The sequence below is a fragment of the Leptospira fletcheri genome (genome assembly GCF_004769195.1).
Lineage (GTDB): Bacteria > Spirochaetota > Leptospiria > Leptospirales > Leptospiraceae > Leptospira_B > Leptospira_B fletcheri.
Genome location: NZ_RQET01000007.1, coordinates 81,870 through 103,253 on the forward strand (window position 1 = coordinate 81,870; position 21,384 = coordinate 103,253).

At 47.8% G+C, this 21,384-nt stretch carries 21 protein-coding genes; 20 read left to right on the forward strand and 1 reads right to left on the reverse strand.

The window, feature by feature from the left end; genetic code table 11:
• Window positions 1-1,425 (forward strand): MBOAT family O-acyltransferase, encoded by a 1,425-nt coding sequence (locus tag EHO60_RS10260; protein ID WP_135768106.1) that lies wholly within the window; start codon window positions 1-3, stop codon window positions 1,423-1,425.
• Window positions 1,391-2,524 carry a hypothetical protein gene (locus tag EHO60_RS10265; RefSeq protein ID WP_246028256.1) on the forward strand — a complete coding sequence of 378 codons (1,134 nt, stop codon included), beginning with the start codon at window positions 1,391-1,393 and terminating at the stop codon, window positions 2,522-2,524. The genes EHO60_RS10260 and EHO60_RS10265 overlap by 35 nt, the downstream gene beginning before the upstream one ends.
• Window positions 2,525-2,531: 7 nt before the next feature.
• Here the strand turns inward: EHO60_RS10265 and carA are convergent, their stop codons facing one another.
• Window positions 2,532-3,641 (reverse strand): glutamine-hydrolyzing carbamoyl-phosphate synthase small subunit, encoded by a 1,110-nt coding sequence (carA, locus tag EHO60_RS10270; RefSeq protein ID WP_135768108.1) that lies wholly within the window; start codon window positions 3,639-3,641, stop codon window positions 2,532-2,534.
• A 117-nt stretch (window positions 3,642-3,758) separates the two neighbouring features.
• On the opposite strand from carA, the gene thrS reads away from it, so the two are divergent.
• The 18 genes from thrS (at window position 3,759) to EHO60_RS10360 (ending at window position 21,365) form a co-directional block, all read left to right on the forward strand.
• A complete protein-coding gene (thrS, locus tag EHO60_RS10275; RefSeq protein ID WP_135768109.1) occupies window positions 3,759-5,684 on the forward strand; it encodes a threonine--tRNA ligase in 1,926 nt (641 codons plus the stop codon).
• A 327-nt stretch (window positions 5,685-6,011) separates the two neighbouring features.
• Window positions 6,012-6,557, forward strand: coding sequence for a translation initiation factor IF-3 (gene infC, locus EHO60_RS10280; RefSeq protein ID WP_135768110.1), 546 nt, complete (start codon window positions 6,012-6,014; stop codon window positions 6,555-6,557).
• Between the two features lie 34 nt (window positions 6,558-6,591).
• Window positions 6,592-6,795: a 50S ribosomal protein L35 gene (rpmI, locus tag EHO60_RS10285; protein WP_135768111.1), complete on the forward strand. Its 204-nt coding sequence runs from the start codon at window positions 6,592-6,594 to the stop codon at window positions 6,793-6,795.
• Window positions 6,795-7,148 (forward strand): 50S ribosomal protein L20, encoded by a 354-nt coding sequence (rplT, locus tag EHO60_RS10290; RefSeq protein WP_016547697.1) that lies wholly within the window; start codon window positions 6,795-6,797, stop codon window positions 7,146-7,148. Before rpmI ends, rplT begins: the two co-directional genes overlap by 1 nt.
• A 267-nt stretch (window positions 7,149-7,415) precedes the next feature.
• Window positions 7,416-8,168 (forward strand): cell division protein ZapB, encoded by a 753-nt coding sequence (locus EHO60_RS10295; protein WP_135768112.1) that lies wholly within the window; start codon window positions 7,416-7,418, stop codon window positions 8,166-8,168.
• The gene (locus tag EHO60_RS10300) at window positions 8,165-8,467 is read left to right on the forward strand and encodes a cell division protein ZapA (protein ID WP_135768113.1); all 303 of its coding nucleotides are present in this window, start codon (window positions 8,165-8,167) and stop codon (window positions 8,465-8,467) included. The genes EHO60_RS10295 and EHO60_RS10300 overlap by 4 nt, the downstream gene beginning before the upstream one ends.
• A gap of 2 nt (window positions 8,468-8,469) precedes the next feature.
• On the forward strand, window positions 8,470-9,048 hold the full coding sequence (locus EHO60_RS10305; RefSeq protein ID WP_135768114.1) for a 5-formyltetrahydrofolate cyclo-ligase: 579 nt from the start codon (window positions 8,470-8,472) through the stop codon (window positions 9,046-9,048).
• Between the two features lie 114 nt (window positions 9,049-9,162).
• On the forward strand, window positions 9,163-9,657 hold the full coding sequence (locus EHO60_RS10310) for a chemotaxis protein CheW (protein WP_135768115.1): 495 nt from the start codon (window positions 9,163-9,165) through the stop codon (window positions 9,655-9,657).
• On the forward strand, window positions 9,658-12,849 hold the full coding sequence (locus tag EHO60_RS10315; protein ID WP_135768116.1) for a chemotaxis protein CheW: 3,192 nt from the start codon (window positions 9,658-9,660) through the stop codon (window positions 12,847-12,849). It abuts the gene before it with no gap.
• Between the two features lie 30 nt (window positions 12,850-12,879).
• Window positions 12,880-13,953: a protein-glutamate methylesterase/protein-glutamine glutaminase gene (locus tag EHO60_RS10320; protein WP_135768117.1), complete on the forward strand. Its 1,074-nt coding sequence runs from the start codon at window positions 12,880-12,882 to the stop codon at window positions 13,951-13,953.
• A gap of 3 nt (window positions 13,954-13,956) precedes the next feature.
• Complete coding sequence (locus EHO60_RS10325; RefSeq protein WP_135768118.1) at window positions 13,957-14,319, forward strand: response regulator; 363 nt, start codon at window positions 13,957-13,959, stop codon at window positions 14,317-14,319.
• 12 nt (window positions 14,320-14,331) lie between these two features.
• A complete protein-coding gene (locus EHO60_RS10330; RefSeq protein WP_135768119.1) occupies window positions 14,332-15,108 on the forward strand; it encodes a segregation and condensation protein A in 777 nt (258 codons plus the stop codon).
• Window positions 15,084-15,653 (forward strand): SMC-Scp complex subunit ScpB, encoded by a 570-nt coding sequence (scpB, locus tag EHO60_RS10335; protein WP_135768120.1) that lies wholly within the window; start codon window positions 15,084-15,086, stop codon window positions 15,651-15,653. Before EHO60_RS10330 ends, scpB begins: the two co-directional genes overlap by 25 nt.
• Window positions 15,640-16,731: a prephenate dehydratase gene (pheA, locus tag EHO60_RS10340; protein WP_135768121.1), complete on the forward strand. Its 1,092-nt coding sequence runs from the start codon at window positions 15,640-15,642 to the stop codon at window positions 16,729-16,731. The genes scpB and pheA overlap by 14 nt, the downstream gene beginning before the upstream one ends.
• A complete protein-coding gene (locus tag EHO60_RS10345; protein ID WP_167880204.1) occupies window positions 16,728-17,645 on the forward strand; it encodes a prephenate dehydrogenase in 918 nt (305 codons plus the stop codon). Before pheA ends, EHO60_RS10345 begins: the two co-directional genes overlap by 4 nt.
• On the forward strand, window positions 17,626-18,942 hold the full coding sequence (gene aroA, locus EHO60_RS10350) for a 3-phosphoshikimate 1-carboxyvinyltransferase (RefSeq protein ID WP_135768122.1): 1,317 nt from the start codon (window positions 17,626-17,628) through the stop codon (window positions 18,940-18,942). Before EHO60_RS10345 ends, aroA begins: the two co-directional genes overlap by 20 nt.
• Window positions 18,939-19,637, forward strand: coding sequence for a (d)CMP kinase (gene cmk, locus EHO60_RS10355; protein WP_135768123.1), 699 nt, complete (start codon window positions 18,939-18,941; stop codon window positions 19,635-19,637). The genes aroA and cmk overlap by 4 nt, the downstream gene beginning before the upstream one ends.
• Window positions 19,638-19,682: 45 nt before the next feature.
• A complete protein-coding gene (locus EHO60_RS10360) occupies window positions 19,683-21,365 on the forward strand; it encodes a 30S ribosomal protein S1 (RefSeq protein ID WP_135768124.1) in 1,683 nt (560 codons plus the stop codon).
• Window positions 21,366-21,384: the final 19 nt, after the last annotated feature.

Sequence of the window (21,384 nt, forward strand, 5' to 3'; positions counted from 1 at the left end):
ATGCTTTTCCATTCCCTAGGATTTTTGGTCTTCTTCGGGGTCGTGTTTTGCACGTACGTATACCTAGGAACCAAAGGGCAGAACGTTTTGCTATTAATCGCAGGGCTGGTCTTTTACGGCTCTTGGGGGTGGGAACCCACCTGCATATTGATCTTTTCCGTCCTGGGAAATTTTTTCGGCGGCCTTTGGTTGGCGCGCTCGCAGGAGTCTTCCAAAAATCGGATCGCAGGAATTCTGATCGCACTGAATCTATGTCTATTAGGAATTTTTAAATACAGTTCCTTCGGCGTGCAGATTTGGAACGATCTGATCGGAATGTTCGACGGGAATAGGATCGAAATTCCGAAATTGCTGCTTCCTTTAGGAATTTCCTTTTACACTTTTCATAATATCAGTTATATAGCGGAGATCCGGACCGGAAGAATAACCGCTACCGATGATATCGTTCAGTTTTCCGTTTACGATCTTTTCTTTCCCCTGTTACTGATAGGACCGATCGAAAGGCCGAATTCGCTTTTGCCCCAGATAGCGAACCGGAGAGATCCGGACTTCGAGAATATTTGGGGAGGATTTTGGTTATTCGCTTGGGGGATTTTTAAGAAGACCTTCGTGGGAGACAATCTGGTATTTTTCGTGGAGAAAGTGCTGCAGCCGGGAGTTCAATGGCCGGCCGGGATCGTCTGGTGGTTGGCTTTTACGATGAGCTTGCAGTTGTATGCGGATTTTTCCGGCTATACGGATGCCGCCAGAGGTTTGGCTCGCATGCTCGGTTTTCGTCTTACGAATAATTTCAATTTTCCTTATTTAGCTTCCAACCCCGTAGAGTTCTGGAAGCGATGGCATATTTCTCTTTCTAGTTGGCTTCGGGATTATGTATACATTCCTTTGGGAGGAAATCGCCACGGGTTCCTACGTCAGACTCTGAATATCATCTTCGTCTGGCTTTTAGGCGGTCTTTGGCACGGAGCGGCTTACGGTTACTTGGTCTGGGGCTTATTCTGTGGCCTGCATATCGTAGCCTACGATGTCGGTTCCAAGATCGTATCCGGATACGATTGGAATCTGCCGGGTTGGACCCGAAACTGCATTCGGGTGGGAGGAATCGTTCTGACTTGGGGAATTTTTTCTTTGGGTTTGATCCTTTTTCACGTAGGTAGCGAGAAGGACCTAAGTCCGTATTTTCAAAACGCCATTTCCGGATTTTATTGGTCTCCGATTTTAGCGGCTAAGATCTGTTTTTTCGGAATTCCGCTCCTATTGATGGACGTACTGCAAATGAGGGCGGGCGGGAGTGACGCCTTTTTTTCCCGTTGGGCCAGACCCGAATATTTCGTAAAAATTTCCGGTCTGGCGTTTTGCTACGCTCTCCTGTTCATGGCAGGAGGAGTGTTTGAGAAAAAAGTCTTCTTTTATTTTCAATTCTGAAATGGGAATATTCCGAAAAAATAAAATTCTTTTTTACGGAGCGATTTTTCTGCTCTTTCTGATTGCGGGGAGCGGTTTCCTTTTCGACTCTCTGCTTCCGTACCAGGAAAAGAACGCGTATCTCTACGATTATTTTGGAAAAAGATTCGAGAAGGTTCTAAGAGACGAAAAGATACGGGGGACTTCGAACCTCTGGCTTTTTTTAGGGGATAGCCAATTGATAAGCGGGCTTAAACCTGCGGATCTGGAGAAGATTTCCGGTAAGAAAATCCTATTTTTGCCCAGACCTTCGGAACAGCCGGAAGGAATGTTAACGGAATTGGAAGAGCTTTTGAAAGCTCGGATCCGGCCGGAAAAGATTTTTTTGGACGCTTCTTACTTTAACACGGCGGATGTGGACGTCGTTCCCGTTCATAGATCCTTGGTGTTGAATTTCGATTCTTTTCGGTGGGATTTTTATTCGGATCCGATCAAACGCAAATTCTATTTTAGAAGTCTCGGCGACGGAGTTTTCTTCGCCCTTTCCAGAATATTTCCTCTGCTAAAGTTGAATTCCAACTTGTCCGCGGAATTAAGACCGATCCCTAGGACGGAGCAGTTTTCGGAAATCGATCCCAGGTTGGCGAATGTCTTGGAGTTGGATCCGATCCGAAGGTGGAAATTCAATCGGATTCGAAACGAAGGTTTGGGGAAGGAACTGGACCGAAACGAGGGTTTTATGGAATGGAATCGCGACGAACCGTATACGGGAGAGTGCATCCCGAACCGGGATCCGAAACCTCTGCCTCAAGTCGGATGGGAACGAAGTTATTCCAAGGTTCGCGCTTCTTCCCTGGATGCTTGGAAAAGGATTTTCGATACGCTGGAGAAGGAAAAGATTCCGTATCGTATACTAGTGATCCCTTCGCGTCCCGATTTTGTCGCTGCGTTGGGAAAAGATACCGCATTGGCGGGATTTCTCGAGCTCGTAAAGGCAAGAGGGATAACGGTTCTCAGGCCGGAAGAGGAATTTCCCTCCTCGGACTTCGGCGACTATACCCACTTGAACGCATGCGGAAATCTGAAACTGACCCGCTGGTTCGCTAAGACGCGATTTTAGATTTGAATCAAAGAATCCCTGTTAATCGAAGTCCGTTTTTGGTGGAATGCACGAGTTCGTAGAATTTTTCGAATAAGTATCTGCTGTCATTCGGTCCGGGGGAGCTTTCCGGGTGATACTGCACGGAAAGGAGAGGATAGCCGGATTTTAGGATTCCTTCGACGGTATGATCGTTCAGATTCAGGAAGGAAATCGGTTCTTTTTCGGAAGTTTCCGCTACCACGGCAAATCCGTGGTTTTGCGAGGTGATTTCCACCTTACCGGTCTGCATGTTTTTCACCGGCTGGTTGCCTCCTCGATGACCGAATTTCATTTTCTCCGTTTTTTTACCGAGAGTAAGCCCTATAATTTGATGGCCCAGGCAGATCCCGAATAATGGATACCCTTTTTGTAATATACTTTTCGTGGATTCGATCGCATAAGTGCAGGCTGCGGGATCTCCCGGACCGTTGGAGAGAAAAAACGCGTCCACTCCATCCTTCATCGCTTCCTCCGCCGGGGTCTGGGCGGGATAAACCGTGACCGCGAAGCCGGCAGAATCCAAGAGTCTTAGGATATTGGTTTTTACTCCGTAATCGTACACGGCCAATTTGTATTTTTTCCCCGTCGGATTTCCGAATTCGTATTTATGATCGGTGGAGACCACCTTTGCCAGGTCGGCGTTGGCGATCCCGGGAAAGCGTTTTACCTCTTGTAGAAACGAGTCGGAATATTTCTCTGCCACGAAGATCCCTCCGTTCGGAGATCCATTCGTACGGATAAAGCGAGTCAGTTTACGTGTGTCGATCCCTTGGATTCCGGGGATCTTATATTCCTTTAAGAATTCGGATAAGGTCTTTTGGGATTTGAAATTCGAAGGTCGGTCTACGTATTCCTTTACGATCATTCCGCTCGCTTGGATTTTGGAGGATTCCATATTCTCCGGATGGACGCCGTAGTTTCCGATCATCGGATAGGTAAAAGTGACGATTTGGTTCGCGTAAGAGGGGTCCGTCAGAATTTCCTGATACCCTGCCAGCGAGGTGTTGAAGACGATTTCTCCGACGGAACGGGTTTCGTAGCCGAAGGATTCTCCTTCGTACACGTCCCCATTTTCTAAAACCAAGAACGCTTTCATAGTTAAGGACAGGGTGTTCGAGAGAAGTATAGGGTCAAGGGGTTTTAGATAGGGAGCGAAATGGTTGTGAAAAATCCCTTGTGTTGGCGTTATGGAAGTAGGGCTCGGTAATATACATTGGAAGTCAGCAATAAAGTAGTAAAATTCGTTCTCCCTGACGGAAGCCAAAAAGAGGCGACGTTAGGTTCTACCTATAAGGAATTCATAGAATCGAATCTTCCGTTCTTAAAGAACAAGGCATTGGCTGTTCGTTTAAACGGAAACAGAATTTTGGATCTGAGTAGAACGATCGATACTGACGCCGGATTGGAAGTGCTCACTTTTCAGGACAAGGAAGGCTGGGAAACCTTTCAGCATTCCGCCGCTCACTTGCTCGGAATGGCCGTACAGAATCTTTACAAACAGGCCAAGTTGACCGTGGGGCCGGTGATCGAAAACGGTCCCGGATTTTTTTATTACGACATCGATTTCGGAGACGCGGTCATCACTCCGGAAGATTTTCCGAAAATAGAAGCGGAAATGAAGAAAGTCGTGGAAAGCGATTTCGAGGTTTTCCGCAAGGTTTGGGATAAGAAGGAAGCGATCCATACCTTCGAAAAGATGGGCGAGAATTATAAAATTGAAATCATCGGCCAAATTCCGGAAGAGCAGGTATCCATTTACGGGATGGGGGAATGGTTCGATTTGTGCCGAGGTCCTCATATTCCGAGATCGGGACTCCTGAAGGCCTTTAAACTCACCGCCTTGTCCGGCGCTTATTGGAAAGCGAATAAGGAAAATCGAATGCTTACCCGCATTTACGGCGTCGCTTTTCCTTCCAAAAAGGAGTTGGACGAGTATTTCTTCCGTATGGAAGAGGCCAAAAAACGGGACCATCGTAAGCTGGGAAAGGAAATGGATCTTTTTTCCTTCCAACCCGAGGCTCCCGGCTTTCCGTTTTGGCATCCGAAAGGAACGGTTCTCTGGAATTCGTTGGCGGATTATATCCGGAAGGAATGCGCCAAAAGAGGTTACCAGGAAATCAGGACTCCTGCGGTACTATCTTCGGACTTATGGAGAAAAAGTGGTCACTGGGATAATTTCAGCGAAAACATGTACTTCGTTTCGATAGACGAGGAAGAATTCGCCATCAAACCGATGAATTGTCCCGGATGCAGTCTGATTTATAGACATCATCTTCATTCCTACAAGGAACTTCCTTTACGCTTTGCGGAACTCGGGAGCGTGCACCGGCATGAATTGCACGGGGTTCTTCACGGTCTTTTTCGAGTCCGCGCCTTCACCCAGGATGACGCTCATATCTATGCCCCGCTGGATTTTCTGGAATCCGAGGTGGTGGACATTATCGACTTCACGTTTCAAGTGTACAAGAAGTTCGGGTTCACCGAATTCAAAACCTATATCGCTACTCGTCCGGAGAAATCCCAGGGAAAGGACGAGGATTGGGAATTCGCTACCAAGGCCCTGAAGTTGGCTTTGGATAAGAAAGGAATCCCTTTCGAGATCAAGGAAGGAGAAGGCGCTTTTTACGGTCCTAAAATCGAATTCAACATCAAGGACTCGATCGGAAGAATGTGGCAATGCGGTACGATCCAGATCGATTTTTCCATGCCCGATCGTTTTGAATTGGATTATACCGATTCTGACGGAGCAAAAAAAAGGCCCGTCATGATCCACCGAGCGATTTACGGATCCTTGGAAAGGTTCATCGGAATTCTGATCGAACATTTCGAAGGAAAATTTCCGTTGTGGATTTCACCGAACCAAGTTCGAATTCTGACAGTCACCGATTCCGTGCAACCTTACGGCGAGAAGGTGCTAAAGCAACTGATCGACTCGGGCTATCGTGTGGAAGGGGACTTCCGCAACGAAAAGATCGGGGCGAAGATCCGCGACTCTATTTTAAAAAAGACCAATTATCTTCTCGTGCTCGGGGAAAAGGAAAAAGAATCCGAATCACTCGCAGTCCGGAAGAGAGGCTCGGAAGAGACCATAAGCATGACCTTGGCCGAATTTATGAAGCTTCTGCAAGAAGAGAATTGAGGTCGGGACTAGGAATTCGAGCCGATAGGGCATTCCCATGAAGCCCCCGTCGTAAAACGTCGTTTCGGCAACTTCTTTTCGTATTACGAGCCTGTATGACCTCCTACAAAGAATTTTCCAAAAAGAACTTTACGTAAGAGAAATTGCATGCTACGCGCGTCGGAATGTCTCCGGCGGGGTACCACCGCACCGGCCCCCACCCAGAGCAGGGTGGGGCCTGCCCCGAAATTCTACTTGAATCCACTCCCGCTCCCGACGTATGCTGGGAGAAAATCGCTTGAACGCGTACCCAAGAGCCAAAAAATGGGAAAAATAGCCGGAGACTGAATGCAGAGGAAGCCCCAACCTAAACCAACGGATAAACTGTTTAGCCATAGAATTAACGAAAAAATTACCGGGGTATCCCAGGTAAGATTGGTAACAGATGACGGTGTAATGATCGTCGGTTTCGAAGAAGCCCTCCGGAAGGCGAAGGAAGAAAACCTGGACTTGGTCGAAGTCTCGGGGGACCAGGAAATTCATGTTTGCAAGCTGATCGACTACGGTAAGTACAAGTTCGAACTGCTCAAAAAAAGCAAGGAAGCGAAGAAAAAACAACACGTAATCAACGTAAAAGAAGTGAAGATTCGTCCTCGAATCGACCAACATGATTACGAAATTAAAAAACGTCACGCTGTCGAATTCCTTCAAAAAGGGGATAAGGTGAAAGTAAGTCTCCGCTTCCGTGGTAGAGAAATGATGCACTCGGAATTGGGGATGAACGTCGTAAACCGTATGGTGGAGGACCTGAAAGGTCATGGTACTCCGGAACGGGAACCTGTTTTGGACGGGCGCCAGATCGTTGTTGTAATCAGCCCCGCTGTCGCGAAATAGAGAGCAGAACTTTAGGAATAATTGAGGTAGGAAAATGCCTAAGCTGAAGACAAACAGGGCCGCAGCAAAACGGTTCAAGTTTTCCAAAAATAACAAAATCAAACGGAAGAGCATGAACACCCGTCATATTCTTACCAAAAAAGGACCCAAAAGACGCCGTCGTCTACGGGGAATGACTTTGGTCGTGGATGCCGATTGGAAATCCGTCGTTAGATTAATGCCCTACGGAGTGCGATAATGCCAAGAGCTACAAACGGAACCATTCACAAGAATCGTCGCAAAAAAATCCTGAAACAGGCCAAAGGTTTTAGGGGCGCGCGCTCTAAACTGTACAGAACAGCCAAGTCCGCCGTAATGAAGGCCGGACAATGGGCTTATCGCGATCGCCGGGCCAAAAAACGCGATTTTCGCAAACTTTGGATCATACGGATCAACGCGGCGGCTCGCGAAGCAGGACTTTCCTATTCTCAGTTCATGTATGGTTTGAAAAAAGCCAGCATCGATCTGGATAGAAAGGCATTGGCCGAACTCGCGTTTAACGACAAAGAGACTTTTAACGCTCTGGTCGAGAAAATCAAGGTAGCCGGTTAAAATTCCCCGGTAAAAGGTTTCTCCTTTTCTAAGTGAGAAAACCGGGCCGAAAACGATGGATTTTCGGATTCCAGCCTCAAAAGAGCCCGGATTTCACCCGGGCTCTTTTTTGTTTTTCTAAAAAAAGGTTTTTCTCTTTTGCCGAAAGTAGAAAAATAGGATGGATTTTGCCGGTTTGGCGGTCCAAAAAGATCCAGGTTTGTCCTATCGGAAACCCTGTATGCGTCCTATTAAAAAATCACGTAGCGGAAGGATGAGGTTCTCATTATGCTAACAATGGAGACCATCGAAGAACTCGAAAGTAAGGTCATTAAGGCCCTCGAACTGATCAGCGATCTCCGCGCGGAAAACGGTCGCCTTGAATCGGAAAATGAAACTCTCCGTGCGGAAAATGACCAGATGAAACTGGCCATGGAGGAAAAGGAAAAGGAACTCGCGTCCGTAAGAGAGCAACTCCAAAAAACGACGAAAGAATTGGAAGAGCTGAAGGAACGCGAAAGGGCACTGGAAGGCAAGATCAACCAGCTTTTGGGTCGATTGGATGGTCTTCCCACTTCTCCTGTTTCTTCGAGCTCTAGTTCTCATACGCCTTCAAGCGCGCCGAGTGTCGGGAGTGCTTCTCCCGCTAGTTCTTCCGTCCCTTCCGCTTCCTCTTTTGCGGGAGGATCTGCTTCTCCGGCGGCGGAAATGCCTCCGATCATTCCTCCTGCTCCAGCAGTGGAAAGAGACACCTCCGAAGAGGATTTTAACGAAGACGATGAAATCATTCTTTTGGACGACGAGGACGATGATATCGCAGTGATTTCCGAATCTTCCGAAAGTTCGGGAGACGACGAAGAAATCATTATCACGGACGAACCGATCGAGGAATTCAGCCCGGTTTCCGTGGGAGACGACGATATCATTATCGAAGATGACGACGATGCGATCAGCGTTTTTGACGCAGACGAAGACGATGATTTCCTCGTTATAGAAGACGACCCGAAAGATCATACCAAAGATCATAAGCCGGAGAAATGAGCGAAAAAGTAAGTGCTCGCATTTTAGGCGACGATTACACGATCGTCGGCGACGCGGATCCGGAGTATATCCAAGGATTGGCGGACATTGTGGATCGAAAGATCCGAGAGCTGAGTTTGGGGATGTCTTCCGCCCCCAAACTCAAGCTTGCGGTATTGGCGGCATTGAATTTTGCGGACGAACTGGAGCAGCTCCGAAATTCCGGAAAGAATTCCGGAGGGCCTGCTTCTCCCCAGGCGGAAGAAAAAACCCGAAAATTGATTACTCTCTTGGAAGAAGGCCTGATCGGAGACTTATAATTTTGGAGTCGAAACGGGAACTCCGGAAAAAAGTGAAGGAAGCTCTCCTTTCGATTTCGCTTAGAAAAGAAAAAGAGAATCGAATTCAAAACGCTCTGAAAGAAATTATTGTCGCATCCCTTCGGGAAAATTCGAAACCAAAGATTATTACCTACTTTCCGGACCGTTACGAGATCCCGCCGTTCGCCGAAGATTTCGTGATCGGGGAAAAAATCCGTTGCTATTATCCGAAAATCATAGGAACAAAACTGGTCTTTTTGAAGCCGGATCGAATCCAATCGGGTGCTTTCGGAATTTTCGAGCCGGTAGGAGAAGAGGAGATTTTGCCCGACCAAGCGGATTGGATTTTGGTGCCTGCATTGGGCTGGAATTCGGAAGGAGCGAGGCTAGGTAGGGGAAAAGGATTTTACGACCGGACTCTTGCGGAAATTCCAAAATCGAAACTCATCGGTCTGACTTTCGAGTCCCTATTCCCATGCGAATTCGTTGCGGAAGAGCACGATATTCGCGTCGGAACGTTGATAAGCGAAAAAAAAAACCATTGCTTTCCCAAGAAAAGCGGTGAAAATTCAGTCCCATAAATTGAAAAAGCTGCGAATTCCTCGTTTCCTAGAACCGATTTTAATCTTGGAGACGTCAGTGTCGGTAAGCAGGGATTCCCGTCTCTTATCGAAAGTAACGTGTTTGGAGGGCAGGTGAAAGCCATCGAAAAACTGAATTCCGTAGAAGAGAATGAAATCGGAAAAGAATCGGAAGGGTTGCAGGAGTTCCTCACATTCGAGGTGGATCGCGAACTCTTCGGCATAGATATCCTCCATATCCACGAAATTTTAAAACCGGTTCCGATCACTCGGATTCCGAACGTGGAATCCTCCATCATGGGTGTAATCAATCTTCGGGGAGAAATCATTCCGATCATGGACCTCAAGGAACTTTTCGGTATAGGTTACTCCGACGTTCTCCCGACGACTAGAATCATCGTAGTGGTTAACGGTGAAAAAAGAGCAGGTCTGCTCGTGGATTCCGTCAAGCAGGTCGTGAAGATTCATAAAGAGAAAATCAGCGAAGCGGATTCCGAATTGACCGTAAGTTATAGCGAATTGATCGAATCCGTCAGCCAATTCGAAGAGACTCTCGTGTTGAACCTCGATCTCTCTAGACTGATCGATTTTACGACGGAGGAAAACTAAGTGGCGGGAGTATTAGGGGAATATACTGAACTCTTTTTGGAAGAGTCCGAAGACCAAATCGAAGAGTTGAACGCGAATTTATTGAAGCTGGAAAGAGACCAATCCAATCCTGCTATCATCAACGACATATTTCGAGCCGCTCACTCCTTAAAAAGTTCCGCAGCCTTCGTAGGTCTATATAACCTTTCCGATCTGGCTCACAAAATGGAGAATCTTCTCCAAAGTATCCGGGACGGAAAACTTTCCGTCAAACTTTCGTTAGTGAACCTCCTGTTTCACTGCTTCGACCTGATCAAGAACGTCATCGTCAACGTAGCGGAAGGAAAGAAAGTCGATACTCCCTATACCGATATGATCCGGAAACTGGAAGCCTACGAGAACGATCCCGAATCTTTCCAACCCGGCGCCGCCATCGGCAAGAAAACTCAAGGTTCCGAACTTTCCCGAAAAGAGGAGGCCTCCTTCTCCAGCGAATTGCAATTGGATGCCGACGACCAAAAGGAACTGGAAGAAGCGTTGAAAGAGGGTAAGGGCGGTTTGTGGATCCTAAAAGTGGGGCTGAAGCCGGACGCTCCCATGAAGGGATTGCGCTATTCTCTAATATTACAAAATTTGAAAACTTTGGGAATCGTCCATAAAACTAGCCCTTCTTTGGAGGAGCTGGAGAAAGGAACGGAATCTCTCGCTCTTCATATTCTGCTCCAGAGCGATAAGCCCAAAGACGAACTGACCAAGGCCGCGAATGTGGACATGGTAGAGAATCTGACTGTCGAGAATTTCCAACCTTCTTCCGAATACAGGTACGAAAAATCTTCCGATTCCGCATCTTCTTCCGGAAACTACCAACTCGAAGACGAGGAAAAGTCGACGGATGCAAAGATCACGTTAAAGAGTATCAAGGTATCTTCGGATAAATTGGACCAATTGATGAATAACGTCGGAGAATTGGTCATTACCAATTCCGGATTTCAAAAAATATACGACGACCTGCTTCGTACTTTCGGCGAAGACCAGCTTTTCAACGAATTGAAGGGTCGGATCGATCTGATCAATCGGATCTCCAAAGAGTTGCAGTCCGGAATCATGAACATCCGGATGGTTCCTATTTCGACCGTTTTCCGCCGCTTTTCCCGGTTGGTCCGAGACCTGTCTTTGGAGACCGGTAAGAAAGTGGAATTGGTGCTAAACGGAGAATCCACGGAATTGGATAAGAAGGTGATCGACGCTCTCGGCGAACCAATGCTTCATCTCATCCGCAATTCCGTGGACCACGGGATCGAAACTCCGGAGGAAAGAAGAAAGGCCGGAAAGTCGGAAGTCGGAATCGTGGAACTGAACGCTTATCAGGGCGGCAGCAATATCATGGTTGAAATACGCGACGACGGTAAGGGGCTCGACGTGGACCGTATCCGTATGAAAGCCGTCGAGAAGGGATTGGTTTCCGAAGCAAACGCGGCGGAACTTTCCGAAAACGAAATATATCAGTTTATTTTCGCCCCCGGATTTTCCACCGCCGAAAAGATCACCGATATCTCCGGTCGCGGAGTCGGTATGAACGTGGTCAATAACCTGATTCAGGAATTCAAAGGAAAGATATTGATCCAATCCCAAAAAGGGGTCGGGACTTCCTTCGTTCTTTCTTTCCCTCAAGCTCTTGCGATCATACCTTCCATTTTGATCATGATGGAAGAGGAGGTCTATGCCTTCCCGCTTTCGGAAGTCAACGAGACGATCAAGGTCAACAACGAACAAATCACCACGCTGGAAGGCAACGAAATCATCAATCTCCGCGGCGAGGTTCTGCCGATTTATCGGTTGAACCGGATTCTCGGTCTCCAGGATAAAACGGACAGGGACGAAGCTCCCGTTGTCATCGTGCAATTCAAGGGAAGAAAGCTGGGTTTCATGGTGGACGAACTCGTAGGAAAACACGAGACCGTGATCAAATCTTTGGAGAAGAACTTCAAGAATATCAAAGGATTGACCGGTGCCTCCATCATGGGTGACGGAACCATCATCATGGTCTTGGACATTCCGGGTCTCGTCGAGATTTCTTCTCGTTTGGATGAAAGCGGTAAATACGTCAACTTCAACCTCGAGACCATGAAGCGGATCAGTACGATTCGCACGATCGAGACGGAAGAGGAGATGTACATCCAGAAGACGGCTAATCCTACGAACGTCTACAATCATAAACTGCACGAGATCACCGCTCGCGAACGTGCTAAACGAAAGAAATCCGAACGCAAGCGGGAAGATGATTCCAAAAAGATCGTCGCGGAAAAAGAGGACTTGCACCGCGAAAACGGCGGAGGGACCGAATCGGGATTTTCCGTGGAGTTCAAGGTTCCCGAGGACCGCCTTCTCGCGAATTCCGGAAGCACGATCGAATCCTCTTCCTCCGGCAACTCTAACACTGCAATTCTGGAAAAGGAAACTACGGTTCCTAAGAAGCAAGGAATGGAAGAAGAATACCGTTCTCACATATCCGAACTCGTGTCCGACACGGTCCAAACGGACGAGGAAAAGAAAAGGGCGGACCGGATCATCGAGGGATTCTTAGAGCAGAAAAAGGAAAGAATGATGTCGGTCTCCCATACGAAGGACTTTACCGGCAACCTGACTCGAGAACAGATCAAAAAAATAGAAGCGGTCGTCAACACCGGAATGATGAACGCCGGAATGGTACTTTCCCAGATTCTAAACCGGAATGTGGACCTATTTATTCCGGAAATCATCATGAACGATAAGGAAGGCTTGGCATCCGAAATCAGGTTTTCGGACGATAAGTTTTACGGAATGAAAGTCAGGATGAACGGCGACCTGAACGGAAACCTTCTCATGATGTTTTCGAGGGAAAACGCCAAAAATTTGGCCAAGGAACTCTTGGATTCGGTTTCTTCAGGAGACGTTTTGGACGACGATACTAAGAGCGTATTGTCGGAGATTTCCAACATCGTTTGCGCGTCCGTCTTGAACTCCATCTCCAACAAGGCGAAGGTGAGCGTCATGCCGGACGTCCCCGAATTGGTGGAAGGTACTTTTCTGGAAGTTTTGGAAGTAGTCAAACCGGAACGTACGAAATTTCTAAGTATGTTGACCGAATTCAATCATGAAGGAAATAACCTTCTCGGAGTTCTTCTGTTTCTGCCGGACTTCGACGAACTCATGGCCATCCTTCCCAAGTTCTAAGACCGAAACGATTTCAAAGGCTCAGTAAGAATGAATTCCAGCTCGCCCATTCGGGTCGTGATCATCGACGATTCGCTTCTCGTACGGAATATAATTTCGGACCAAATCCAAAGGGACGAAAAGATCCAAGTCATAGCCACGGGAAAAACCGGGGTGGACTGCATCGAATTAACCGAAAAATTGAAGCCGGATATGGTCATTTTGGATGTGGAAATGCCCGTATTGGACGGACTTTCCGCGCTGCAGGAACTCCGGAAAAAAAGGTTGGGAGTTCCGGTGATGATGCTTTCCGTTTTGACCCAGCACGGCGCCGAAGCTACATTCAAAGCCTTGGAATACGGAGCGATCGATTTTATTCCGAAGCCTTCCAGCACCAATCATTTTAATCCCGAAGAGCTGGGAGCGGTATTACGAAACAGAATCATTTCGTACTTCGATAGTATCCGCGGGATTCGTCCTCTTTTCGATCCTCATAAGGTTTCTCCCGCCGGGAAGATTCCGGTTTTCAAGTCGGAAAGGAAACCTGTCGAGGCGATCTGTATCGGTACTTCCACCGGCGGCCCCAAAGCGCTGCAGACCGTTTTTTCCGAATTTCCAGAAAGATTTTATTTACCGATTTTCGTCGTACAGCACATGCCGGTGGGTTTTACCAAAGCGTTTGCTGCGAGATTAAACGAACACTCCAAAATTACTGTAAAAGAAGCGGAAGATGGGGAACCGGTGGAAGCCGGAGTAGGATACGTCGCTCCCGGTGACGCTCATTTGTCTATTGTGACGAGGGGCGGACGGAAATGGATTGCACTCGATAAGGAAGGGCTTGTAAATGGACACAAGCCCTCAGTAGAAGTTCTTTTTGATAGTGCAATCCGAGAATACGGTAGCGCCTCAATCGGCGTGATCATGACCGGAATGGGAAAGGACGGTTCCGCTGCCACTCTCCGAATGAGAGAGGCCGGAGCGGCAACGATCGCTCAGGATGAGGCAAGTTCCGTTATTTTCGGCATGAACCGCCAAGCCGTGGAGATGGGTGGAGTTCAGTTCGTGGAACCTTTAAGCGCAATTACAACTAGGATACTTTCTATTCTTAAGGAAAGGGGAAATTAAAACATGGCCAGAATTCTCGTAGTGGACGATGCAAAGTTTATGAGGACCATGGTGAAAGACGCCTTGGTAGCGGGAGGCCACGAGATCGTAGGCGAGGCTGAAAACGGCAATATCGCCGTCGATCAGTACAAAGCGATCAAACCGGATCTCGTTACTATGGATATCACCATGAGGGAAAAGGACGGAATCGAAGCCGCCCAGGAAATTTTCAAAATCGATCCGAAGGCTCGGATCATCATGGTGACTGCGCTCGGACAGGAGGAGCTTCTCGCAAAAGCGATCAAGATGGGCGTAAAGGATTTCGTGGTAAAACCTTTCTCACCGGAAAGATTGCAGCAAGCGGCGGACAAAGCTCTAAGTTCGTAAAAGGTTCTATCGATGGAAAGGGAGGATGGTGGAAAGACCTTCGTGGTCCAATGGAATAACGCGGAGGGGGGAATCACGGAGGGGCCTTTAAGTTTACTCTGGTCTCTCATAGAAAGTTACAAGATAGATATATTCGAAGTTTCCTTGTCCCGCATTACGGAGGACTTTCTCCGTTTTTTGAAAATTTCCGAAAGTATCCAGATCGATTTCGGCGCGGAGTACGCGCTGATGGCCGCCAACCTAGTATATTTAAAATCCAAAGCGCTTCTTCCGGATCCCGGTTTCGAGGAGGAAGACTACGATCCTCCTCTGCCTCCGGAGCTCGTGGAGAAGTTATTGGAGCATAAGAAATTCCAACTCACGGCGCAAAAACTGTCTGAAATCGATAAGGTCCAATCCAGCGTTTTTGCCAGAGAAACCAACCAAGTGATCGATGAGGAAGAAAATTGGTTGGATTTAAGTCTTCTGGACCTCATTTCCGCCTTCAATACGATCCTGGAAAAACGGGAGGAAGAAGGCGAGATTCCCGCTTTACTTACCGCGCCCCACCGGTATTCTGTCGAGGAAAAGATGGAGACGATCTCCGCTCTCCTCGTCCAAAGATCGGATATCTCTTTCGAGGAATTATTTTCGTCGGTTCAACCTGAGAAAGCCGAAGTTGTCGCCGTCTTTTTGGCAATGCTGGAACTCTGTAAACAGAGAATCCTAGCGATTCGCCAGCATAAAACCTTCGGCGAAATCCGTATTTTCTTGGTGGGAGAACCGTGGAACGCGAAAAATCCGGCTTAAAAGGACTGATCGAGGCCCTTCTTTTCCTTTCCGGGGAACCGCTAAAACTGGCTAGCATCGCCAAATCGGTGGAATGCGAAAAACACGAAGCCAGGGAAATATTGGACGAACTGATTCTGGACTACCAGGAAAGGGACGGAGGTTTCGTTTTACGGGAAATCGCGGGCGCCTATCAGTTCTTCACGAACGAAAAATTCTCCGAGATTTTAGCGCAATTATTCAAAGAAAAGAAACGGGACCAGCTTTCCCGTTCCAGCCTGGACACTCTGGCGATTATCGCTTATAAGCAACCCATCACCCTATCCGAAATAGACGATATTCGGGGAGTTTCTTCTCGCGCGATGGTGACCTCTTTGATTTCCAAGAAGTTGGTCAAACCGGTGGGGAACAAGGAAGTCCCGGGCCGTCCGGCTTTGTACGGGACCACGAAGGAATTCCTTCTCCATTTCGGTTTGAATAAACTCTCCGATCTGCCGGCGCCTGTGGAAGTAAAGGAACTGAAATTCGAAAACCTGGACGATCTGATCGAAAATGAGCAAGAATAACGATAAACTCAAGGAATACCGGGATAAGATAGATTCCTTGGACAAGGAAATCGTACGGGCCATCCAGGCCCGCGCGGAGATCGCGTCTTCCATCGGGGAGATAAAAAGGGAAAACAAAGAACCGATTTATCGTCCCGACAGAGAAAAGGATGTATATGAGAAAATTTTAAACATAAACGGCGGACCTCTGCCGGATAAAGTATTGCTCGCGATTTATCGCGAGATCATGTCCGGGTCCTTCTCCGTGGAAAAAGGACTTTCCGTGGGGTATTTAGGACCGGAAGGATCCTTTTCCCACCAGGCCGTCCGAGCCAGATTCGGAGCTTCCGTCGAAGCGAGCGAATTCTCTTCCATTCCGGAAGTTTTTCGCGCGGTGGAAACGGACAAGGCGGATTACGGAGTGGTTCCCGTGGAGAATTCCTCCGAAGGATTGGTCAACTCCACTTTGGACCAATTCCTAGTCTCCGATCTGAATATCTATTCGGAGATTTACCTGAGGATCACTTTGAACTTACTAGGGTCCGAACACGATCTGCAGAAGATCAAAACCTTGTACGGAATCAAAATCGCGAACGCACAATGTAGGAATTGGATCGCGGCGAACTTGGCTCATGTACAGATTTCGGAAACTCCTTCCACTTCCAGAGCGGCGAGTATTGTCGCGGAAAAAAAGGAAGGTTGCGCCGCCATCGCCTCCACCATCGCCGCCGAGATTTACGGCTTGGATGTGATCCGGGAATCCATCGAGGATATGCCGGGCAATTCCACCCGCTTCCTGATCATCGGAAAGAACCAATGTCCTCCGACGGGGAACGACAAGACTTCCATCGTTTTTTCCGTTCCGGATAAACCTGGCTCTTTGTATTCCGTACTCAAACCCTTCTTCGATCGTGGGATCAACCTTTCCAAGGTCGAGACTCGTCCGACAAGAAGAACTTCCTGGGAATACAATTTCTTCATCGATTTTCAAGGACACAGAAAGGATCCGATCATAGAGGAAGTCCTCGGTGTTCTTCGAGAAAATACAATCTATCTGAGGATATTGGGTTCTTATCCGATATCTCCGCCGAGCCCGTGAATCTTCCGTTTCGAAACATTCTGATTTACGGCTTAGGTCTCATGGGCGCTTCGCTTTCTCTCGCACTGAAGAAGAAAGGGGCCGACGCGAAAGTGACGGGAGTGGTCGGTTCCCGAAAAAGCAAGGAAAAAGGAATCTCTCTCGGCTCTGCGGATCGGATCCTTACCTCGGAGGAGTTCGGAGAAAATCCGAATTGGAACGATTTCGATCTGATCGTATTCGGAGTTCCTGTCAACACCATCGTGGAACTCATTCCTTCTCTTCCCGAGGATTGGCCCGGATTGATGACGGACATGGGATCCACCAAACGGGACATCGTATCCGCAGTGGAATCTTCCCATTCCTCTTCGCATCGATACGTTTCTTCCCACCCTATGTGCGGTTCCGAGGAATCGGGATTGGAATTCGCGAATGCGGATCTTTATGAAGGTCGACTTTGTATCTTGACCCGCCCCAAGGGCGCGACCGAAAAAGCGTTTTCGGATCTAGAATCTTTCTGGAGATTTCTCGGCATGGAAACCGTGGAGATCCCCGCACTCGAGCACGACAGAATTCTATCCTACGTCTCGCATTCCCCTCATATCGTCGCATCGATTATGACGGATTGGGTTTGGGAAAACGAATGCGTTCAGAAGTTTACGGACCGTTCTCCCTTACCTCTAACTGGAGGAGGGTTTCGGGACATGACTCGGATCGCGGGTTCGAATCCTAAAATGTGGGCTCCGATTTTCTCCTCGAATCGGGACGAAATTCTCTCCTCTCTACTGGATTTTAGAGGTCATTTGGACCGGATCATTTCCGAGTTGGGACCGGAAAAGCCGCTCGACCTGGACCATTGGAAGTCCTTCATGGAAAAATCCCGGGACCACCGGGACGGAATCTTAAAGAAGAAGAATGATCCCAAGAAACTCTAGATCTTCCGGTAGAGAAATCTTTGTTCCGGGAGACAAATCCCTCTCCCACCGCTCCGTTTTGTTTTCCGTTTTGTCCAAAGGAACGACGTATGTTTCCGGATTTTTGGAAGCGGAGGATCCTCTGAATACCATGCATGCTTTTTCTCGAATGGGATTGAAAGTGGATAAGAAGGGGAACGGGGAATATCTTTTTACAAGTCCCGGAAAATCCGATTTGCGCTCTCCTTCGGAAGATTTGGATTTCGGAAACGCAGGCACGGGAATCCGACTTTCCGCAGGATTGCTCTGTGGAATTCCGGGGATCCGTGCGATCCTAACCGGAGACGCATCTTTGCGGAAACGACCCATGTCTCGGATCATGAAACCTTTAGCGGCCATGGGTGCTTCCATCTTGGGAGAGGGAGATAAGGCTCCTTTGAAAATCGAAGGAAGAAAGCTGAATCCCTTTTCCTACAAAAGTCCGATCGCTTCCGCACAAGTAAAATCCTGTCTGATGCTCGCGGCCATGGCCTCAGAAACGCCGTTGGATTACGAAGAGGAGATTCTTTCCCGAGACCATACCGAAAACATGTTTCGTTATTTGGGAAATCGGATCGAATACGAAAACCCTACGCACTTTAAGATCTCTCCGCCTTATCGTTTCGAACCGGCCGAATTCAGAGTACCGGGAGATATCTCTTCCGCAGCTTTTTTTCTTGTCCTAGGATTGTTGTTAAAGGAAGGCTCGATCCTGGTTCGGAACGTGGGACTGAATCCGTCTAGGACCGGAATTCTGAAGGCGCTGGAAGCGATGGGGGGAAGGATCCGAATCCACAACCGAAGAGTGGAGTGCGGAGAACCCGTAGGAGATTTGGAGGCGATTTCGTCTAACTTACATTTTGCGGAGATCCCGGAGAGTTGGCTGCCTTCTCTGATAGACGAGGTTCCCATCCTAACGATCGCCGGACTTTTTGCGGAAGGCGGATTTAAAATACGTCATGCAAAAGAACTCCGGGCAAAAGAATCGGATCGGATTTCAGCCATGGTGGAAAATCTGAGGTCTCTCGGTGTAGAAGTTTGGGAATACGAGGACGGCTATGAATTTTCGGAGCCGACGAAAAATGGAATTTCATCGGAATTGGATTCCTGGTTAAAAGGGAAGGGCGGGAATATCCTAACGAAGATGGACCATCGGATCGCGATGAGTTTTATGATTCTGAGAGCGGCGACGGGATTGCCTTTGGATCTGGACGAAACTTCCTGGATAGAGACTTCCTTTCCCGGCTTCGAAAAAAAAATGGAATCCGTCCTGCTATGAATGATAACGTAATCGCCTTAGACGGTCCCGCTGGTTCCGGAAAAAGCACTGTGGCCAGAGAGCTGGCGACCAAATTGGGATACGAGTATCTGGATTCGGGAGCTTTTTACCGGGCGCTTACCCTTTATATTTTTCGAAAATACGAGAAAGAAAATCCCTCGGATCATTTCCAAAGTTGGTTGGAAAAGAACGATCCCGAAAGTCTTTATTCGGGCGCGGTAGTCGTATGCGAATTTTCGAAACTGGGAGAGAATCGGATTTTATTAAACGGAGAAGACGTCTCAGCGGAGATTCGAACTCCGGGAATCACGAGAGAAATCAAACATATCGCAAGCAAGGGTCCATATCGGGATTACGTGAACGTGCAACTCAGAAATTTGGCTCTTACCCATAAATTGGTCATGGACGGTAGAGACATAGGTACGGCGGTTTTTCCGGACGCACGCTACAAATTTTACCTGACGGCATCTTCCAGAGTTCGGGCAGAGAGAAGGCATTCTCAATTAAAAGACCAAGGAATCGATTCGGATCTGGGAGAAATCGAAAGAGAGATCATTTCTCGAGACCGATCCGATACGGAGCGTGAAATCGCCCCTCTGAAACAGGCAAAAGACGCAATCCTCATTGACACAGATAACTTGCCAAAAAATAGTGTTATTGGTAAGATTCTTGAATGCCTGGACACGGCACTTTAGGCGATCCGCACTATTCCCAAATTAATAATCGAGTAATCCACCCCAATGAATAGCCAACAAGACAAGTCCACTTTTGCAGAAGTCTTCAAACAGTGGGAAGAAAAGAAAAACGATGAAGCCGAGGTCCGGAAAGACCAGGTCGTAGACGGAAAAGTCGTTTCGGTTGATACCGATTTTGTCTATGTAGCTATCGAGGGATTGAAGCAGGAAGGTAGAATTTCTCGCTCAGAATTTGACGAAAAGCCCGAGTTGGGCAGTGTAGTGACCGCACTCGTAAAACGCAAAGAGTCCACCGATTCCGGATGCATACTTTCCAAAAAAGAAGCTGACCAGAGAAAAGGCTGGGAAGTTGTCAAAGACGCATTTAAAAATAATTACCAAGTAACCGGCCGGCTCGTAAACGAGATCAAAGGCAAAGGTTATATCGTAAATGTGGAAGGATCCGAATTGTTCCTTCCCGCTTCTCAACTTAGCTACAAGTTCGGAGAAGGAGAAAATTACAAAGGCGTCGAGCTGGATTTTAAGATCATCGAAGTCAACGAGCGGACTCGCTCGGGCGTTGTTTCCCGCAAAAAATTATTGGACGAAGTCAATAATGAGAAGTGGGACGCGCTGGTTCAAAAGGTCAAGGTCGGAGACAAGGTTCAGGCCGTGGTTTCCAAGATCGCGAGCTTCGGAGTCTTTTGCGATTTGGAAGGAGTCGTCGGACTCCTTCGCCAAAAGGATATCTCCTACAAAAAATTCGCACCGTTTAAGCAATATTTTACGATCGGCCAAGAAGTGGAACTCCAAGTCCTGGAAATGGATAAGGAGAACAACAAACTTGCCCTCGGCCTCAAGCAACTGTACGAAGATCCCTGGATCTGGGCACAACGCTCTTTGGAAAAAGAAATGGTCGTTCGCGGAACGGTTACTTCTCTTACCAATTTCGGTGCATTCGTAGAATTGAAAGAAGGTTTGGAAGGCTTGATTCATACTTCCGAATTGACCTGGTCCAAAAAACCTCCTCATCCGAAGGATCTTCTCAAAAAAGGACAGGAAGTCGAAGCTTTGATTCTGGACATCGATTTCGATAACAGAAGACTTTCTCTAGGCTTAAAACAACTGCAACCGAATCCTTGGGATACCTTAGGACCGGAAGTTCGCGTAGGAAATACCTTGTCCGGAAAGATCACCGGAATCACCAAATACGGTGCATTCGTAGAAGTGGAAAACGGGATCGAAGGTCTGATTCATATCAGCGATATCACCTGGGACGAAAAACAGAAAAACCCGACTTCTCTTTTGAAAAAAGGAGAGGAAGTCAAGTATGTGATTCTGGACATCAATTTCGACGCTCAAAGAATTTCCTGCGGATTGAAGCAATTGCAGGAGCATCCGTACGAAGCTTTACGGAACCGTTATCCTGTAGGCTGTGTGGTCGAAGGTAAGATCAAAAGCATCGTGGATTTCGGAATGTTCGTTGAGATAGAGCCGGGATTCGAAGGCTTGGTTCACATTTCGGAAATCCCCGGCGGAAAGGACGTCAATCTTCAGGAAACGTACAAACCCGGAGAGATCGTGAAGTGTGCCGTGGTTAAGATCGATTCCAAGAACAAGAAGATTTCCCTTTCCATTAAGGACTTCGACAAGGCGTTGGAAAGAGAAGAGATGGCGAAATATCTCAAAACCTCCGACACACCTTCCCGAGAAAGTCTGGGAAGTTTTATCAATTCCTCCCTGAAGTAAGGGAGGCCCGAAAGTCCAA

Excerpts from the sequence above, each read along its gene's own strand:
- EHO60_RS10260 (WP_135768106.1), top strand. The coding sequence starts at position 1 with ATGCTTTTCCATTCCCTAGGATTTTTGGTCTTCTTCGGGGTCGTGTTT.
- carA (WP_135768108.1), bottom strand. The coding sequence starts at position 3,641 with ATGAAAGCGTTCTTGGTTTTAGAAAATGGGGACGTGTACGAAGGAGAA.
- infC (WP_135768110.1), top strand. The coding sequence starts at position 6,012 with ATGCAGAGGAAGCCCCAACCTAAACCAACGGATAAACTGTTTAGCCAT.
- rpmI (WP_135768111.1), top strand. The coding sequence starts at position 6,592 with ATGCCTAAGCTGAAGACAAACAGGGCCGCAGCAAAACGGTTCAAGTTT.
- rplT (WP_016547697.1), top strand. The coding sequence starts at position 6,795 with ATGCCAAGAGCTACAAACGGAACCATTCACAAGAATCGTCGCAAAAAA.
- EHO60_RS10295 (WP_135768112.1), top strand. The coding sequence starts at position 7,416 with ATGCTAACAATGGAGACCATCGAAGAACTCGAAAGTAAGGTCATTAAG.
- EHO60_RS10300 (WP_135768113.1), top strand. The coding sequence starts at position 8,165 with ATGAGCGAAAAAGTAAGTGCTCGCATTTTAGGCGACGATTACACGATC.
- EHO60_RS10320 (WP_135768117.1), top strand. The coding sequence starts at position 12,880 with ATGAATTCCAGCTCGCCCATTCGGGTCGTGATCATCGACGATTCGCTT.
- EHO60_RS10325 (WP_135768118.1), top strand. The coding sequence starts at position 13,957 with ATGGCCAGAATTCTCGTAGTGGACGATGCAAAGTTTATGAGGACCATG.
- EHO60_RS10330 (WP_135768119.1), top strand. The coding sequence starts at position 14,332 with ATGGAAAGGGAGGATGGTGGAAAGACCTTCGTGGTCCAATGGAATAAC.
- pheA (WP_135768121.1), top strand. The coding sequence starts at position 15,640 with ATGAGCAAGAATAACGATAAACTCAAGGAATACCGGGATAAGATAGAT.
- aroA (WP_135768122.1), top strand. The coding sequence starts at position 17,626 with ATGATCCCAAGAAACTCTAGATCTTCCGGTAGAGAAATCTTTGTTCCG.
- cmk (WP_135768123.1), top strand. The coding sequence starts at position 18,939 with ATGAATGATAACGTAATCGCCTTAGACGGTCCCGCTGGTTCCGGAAAA.
- EHO60_RS10360 (WP_135768124.1), top strand. The coding sequence starts at position 19,683 with ATGAATAGCCAACAAGACAAGTCCACTTTTGCAGAAGTCTTCAAACAG.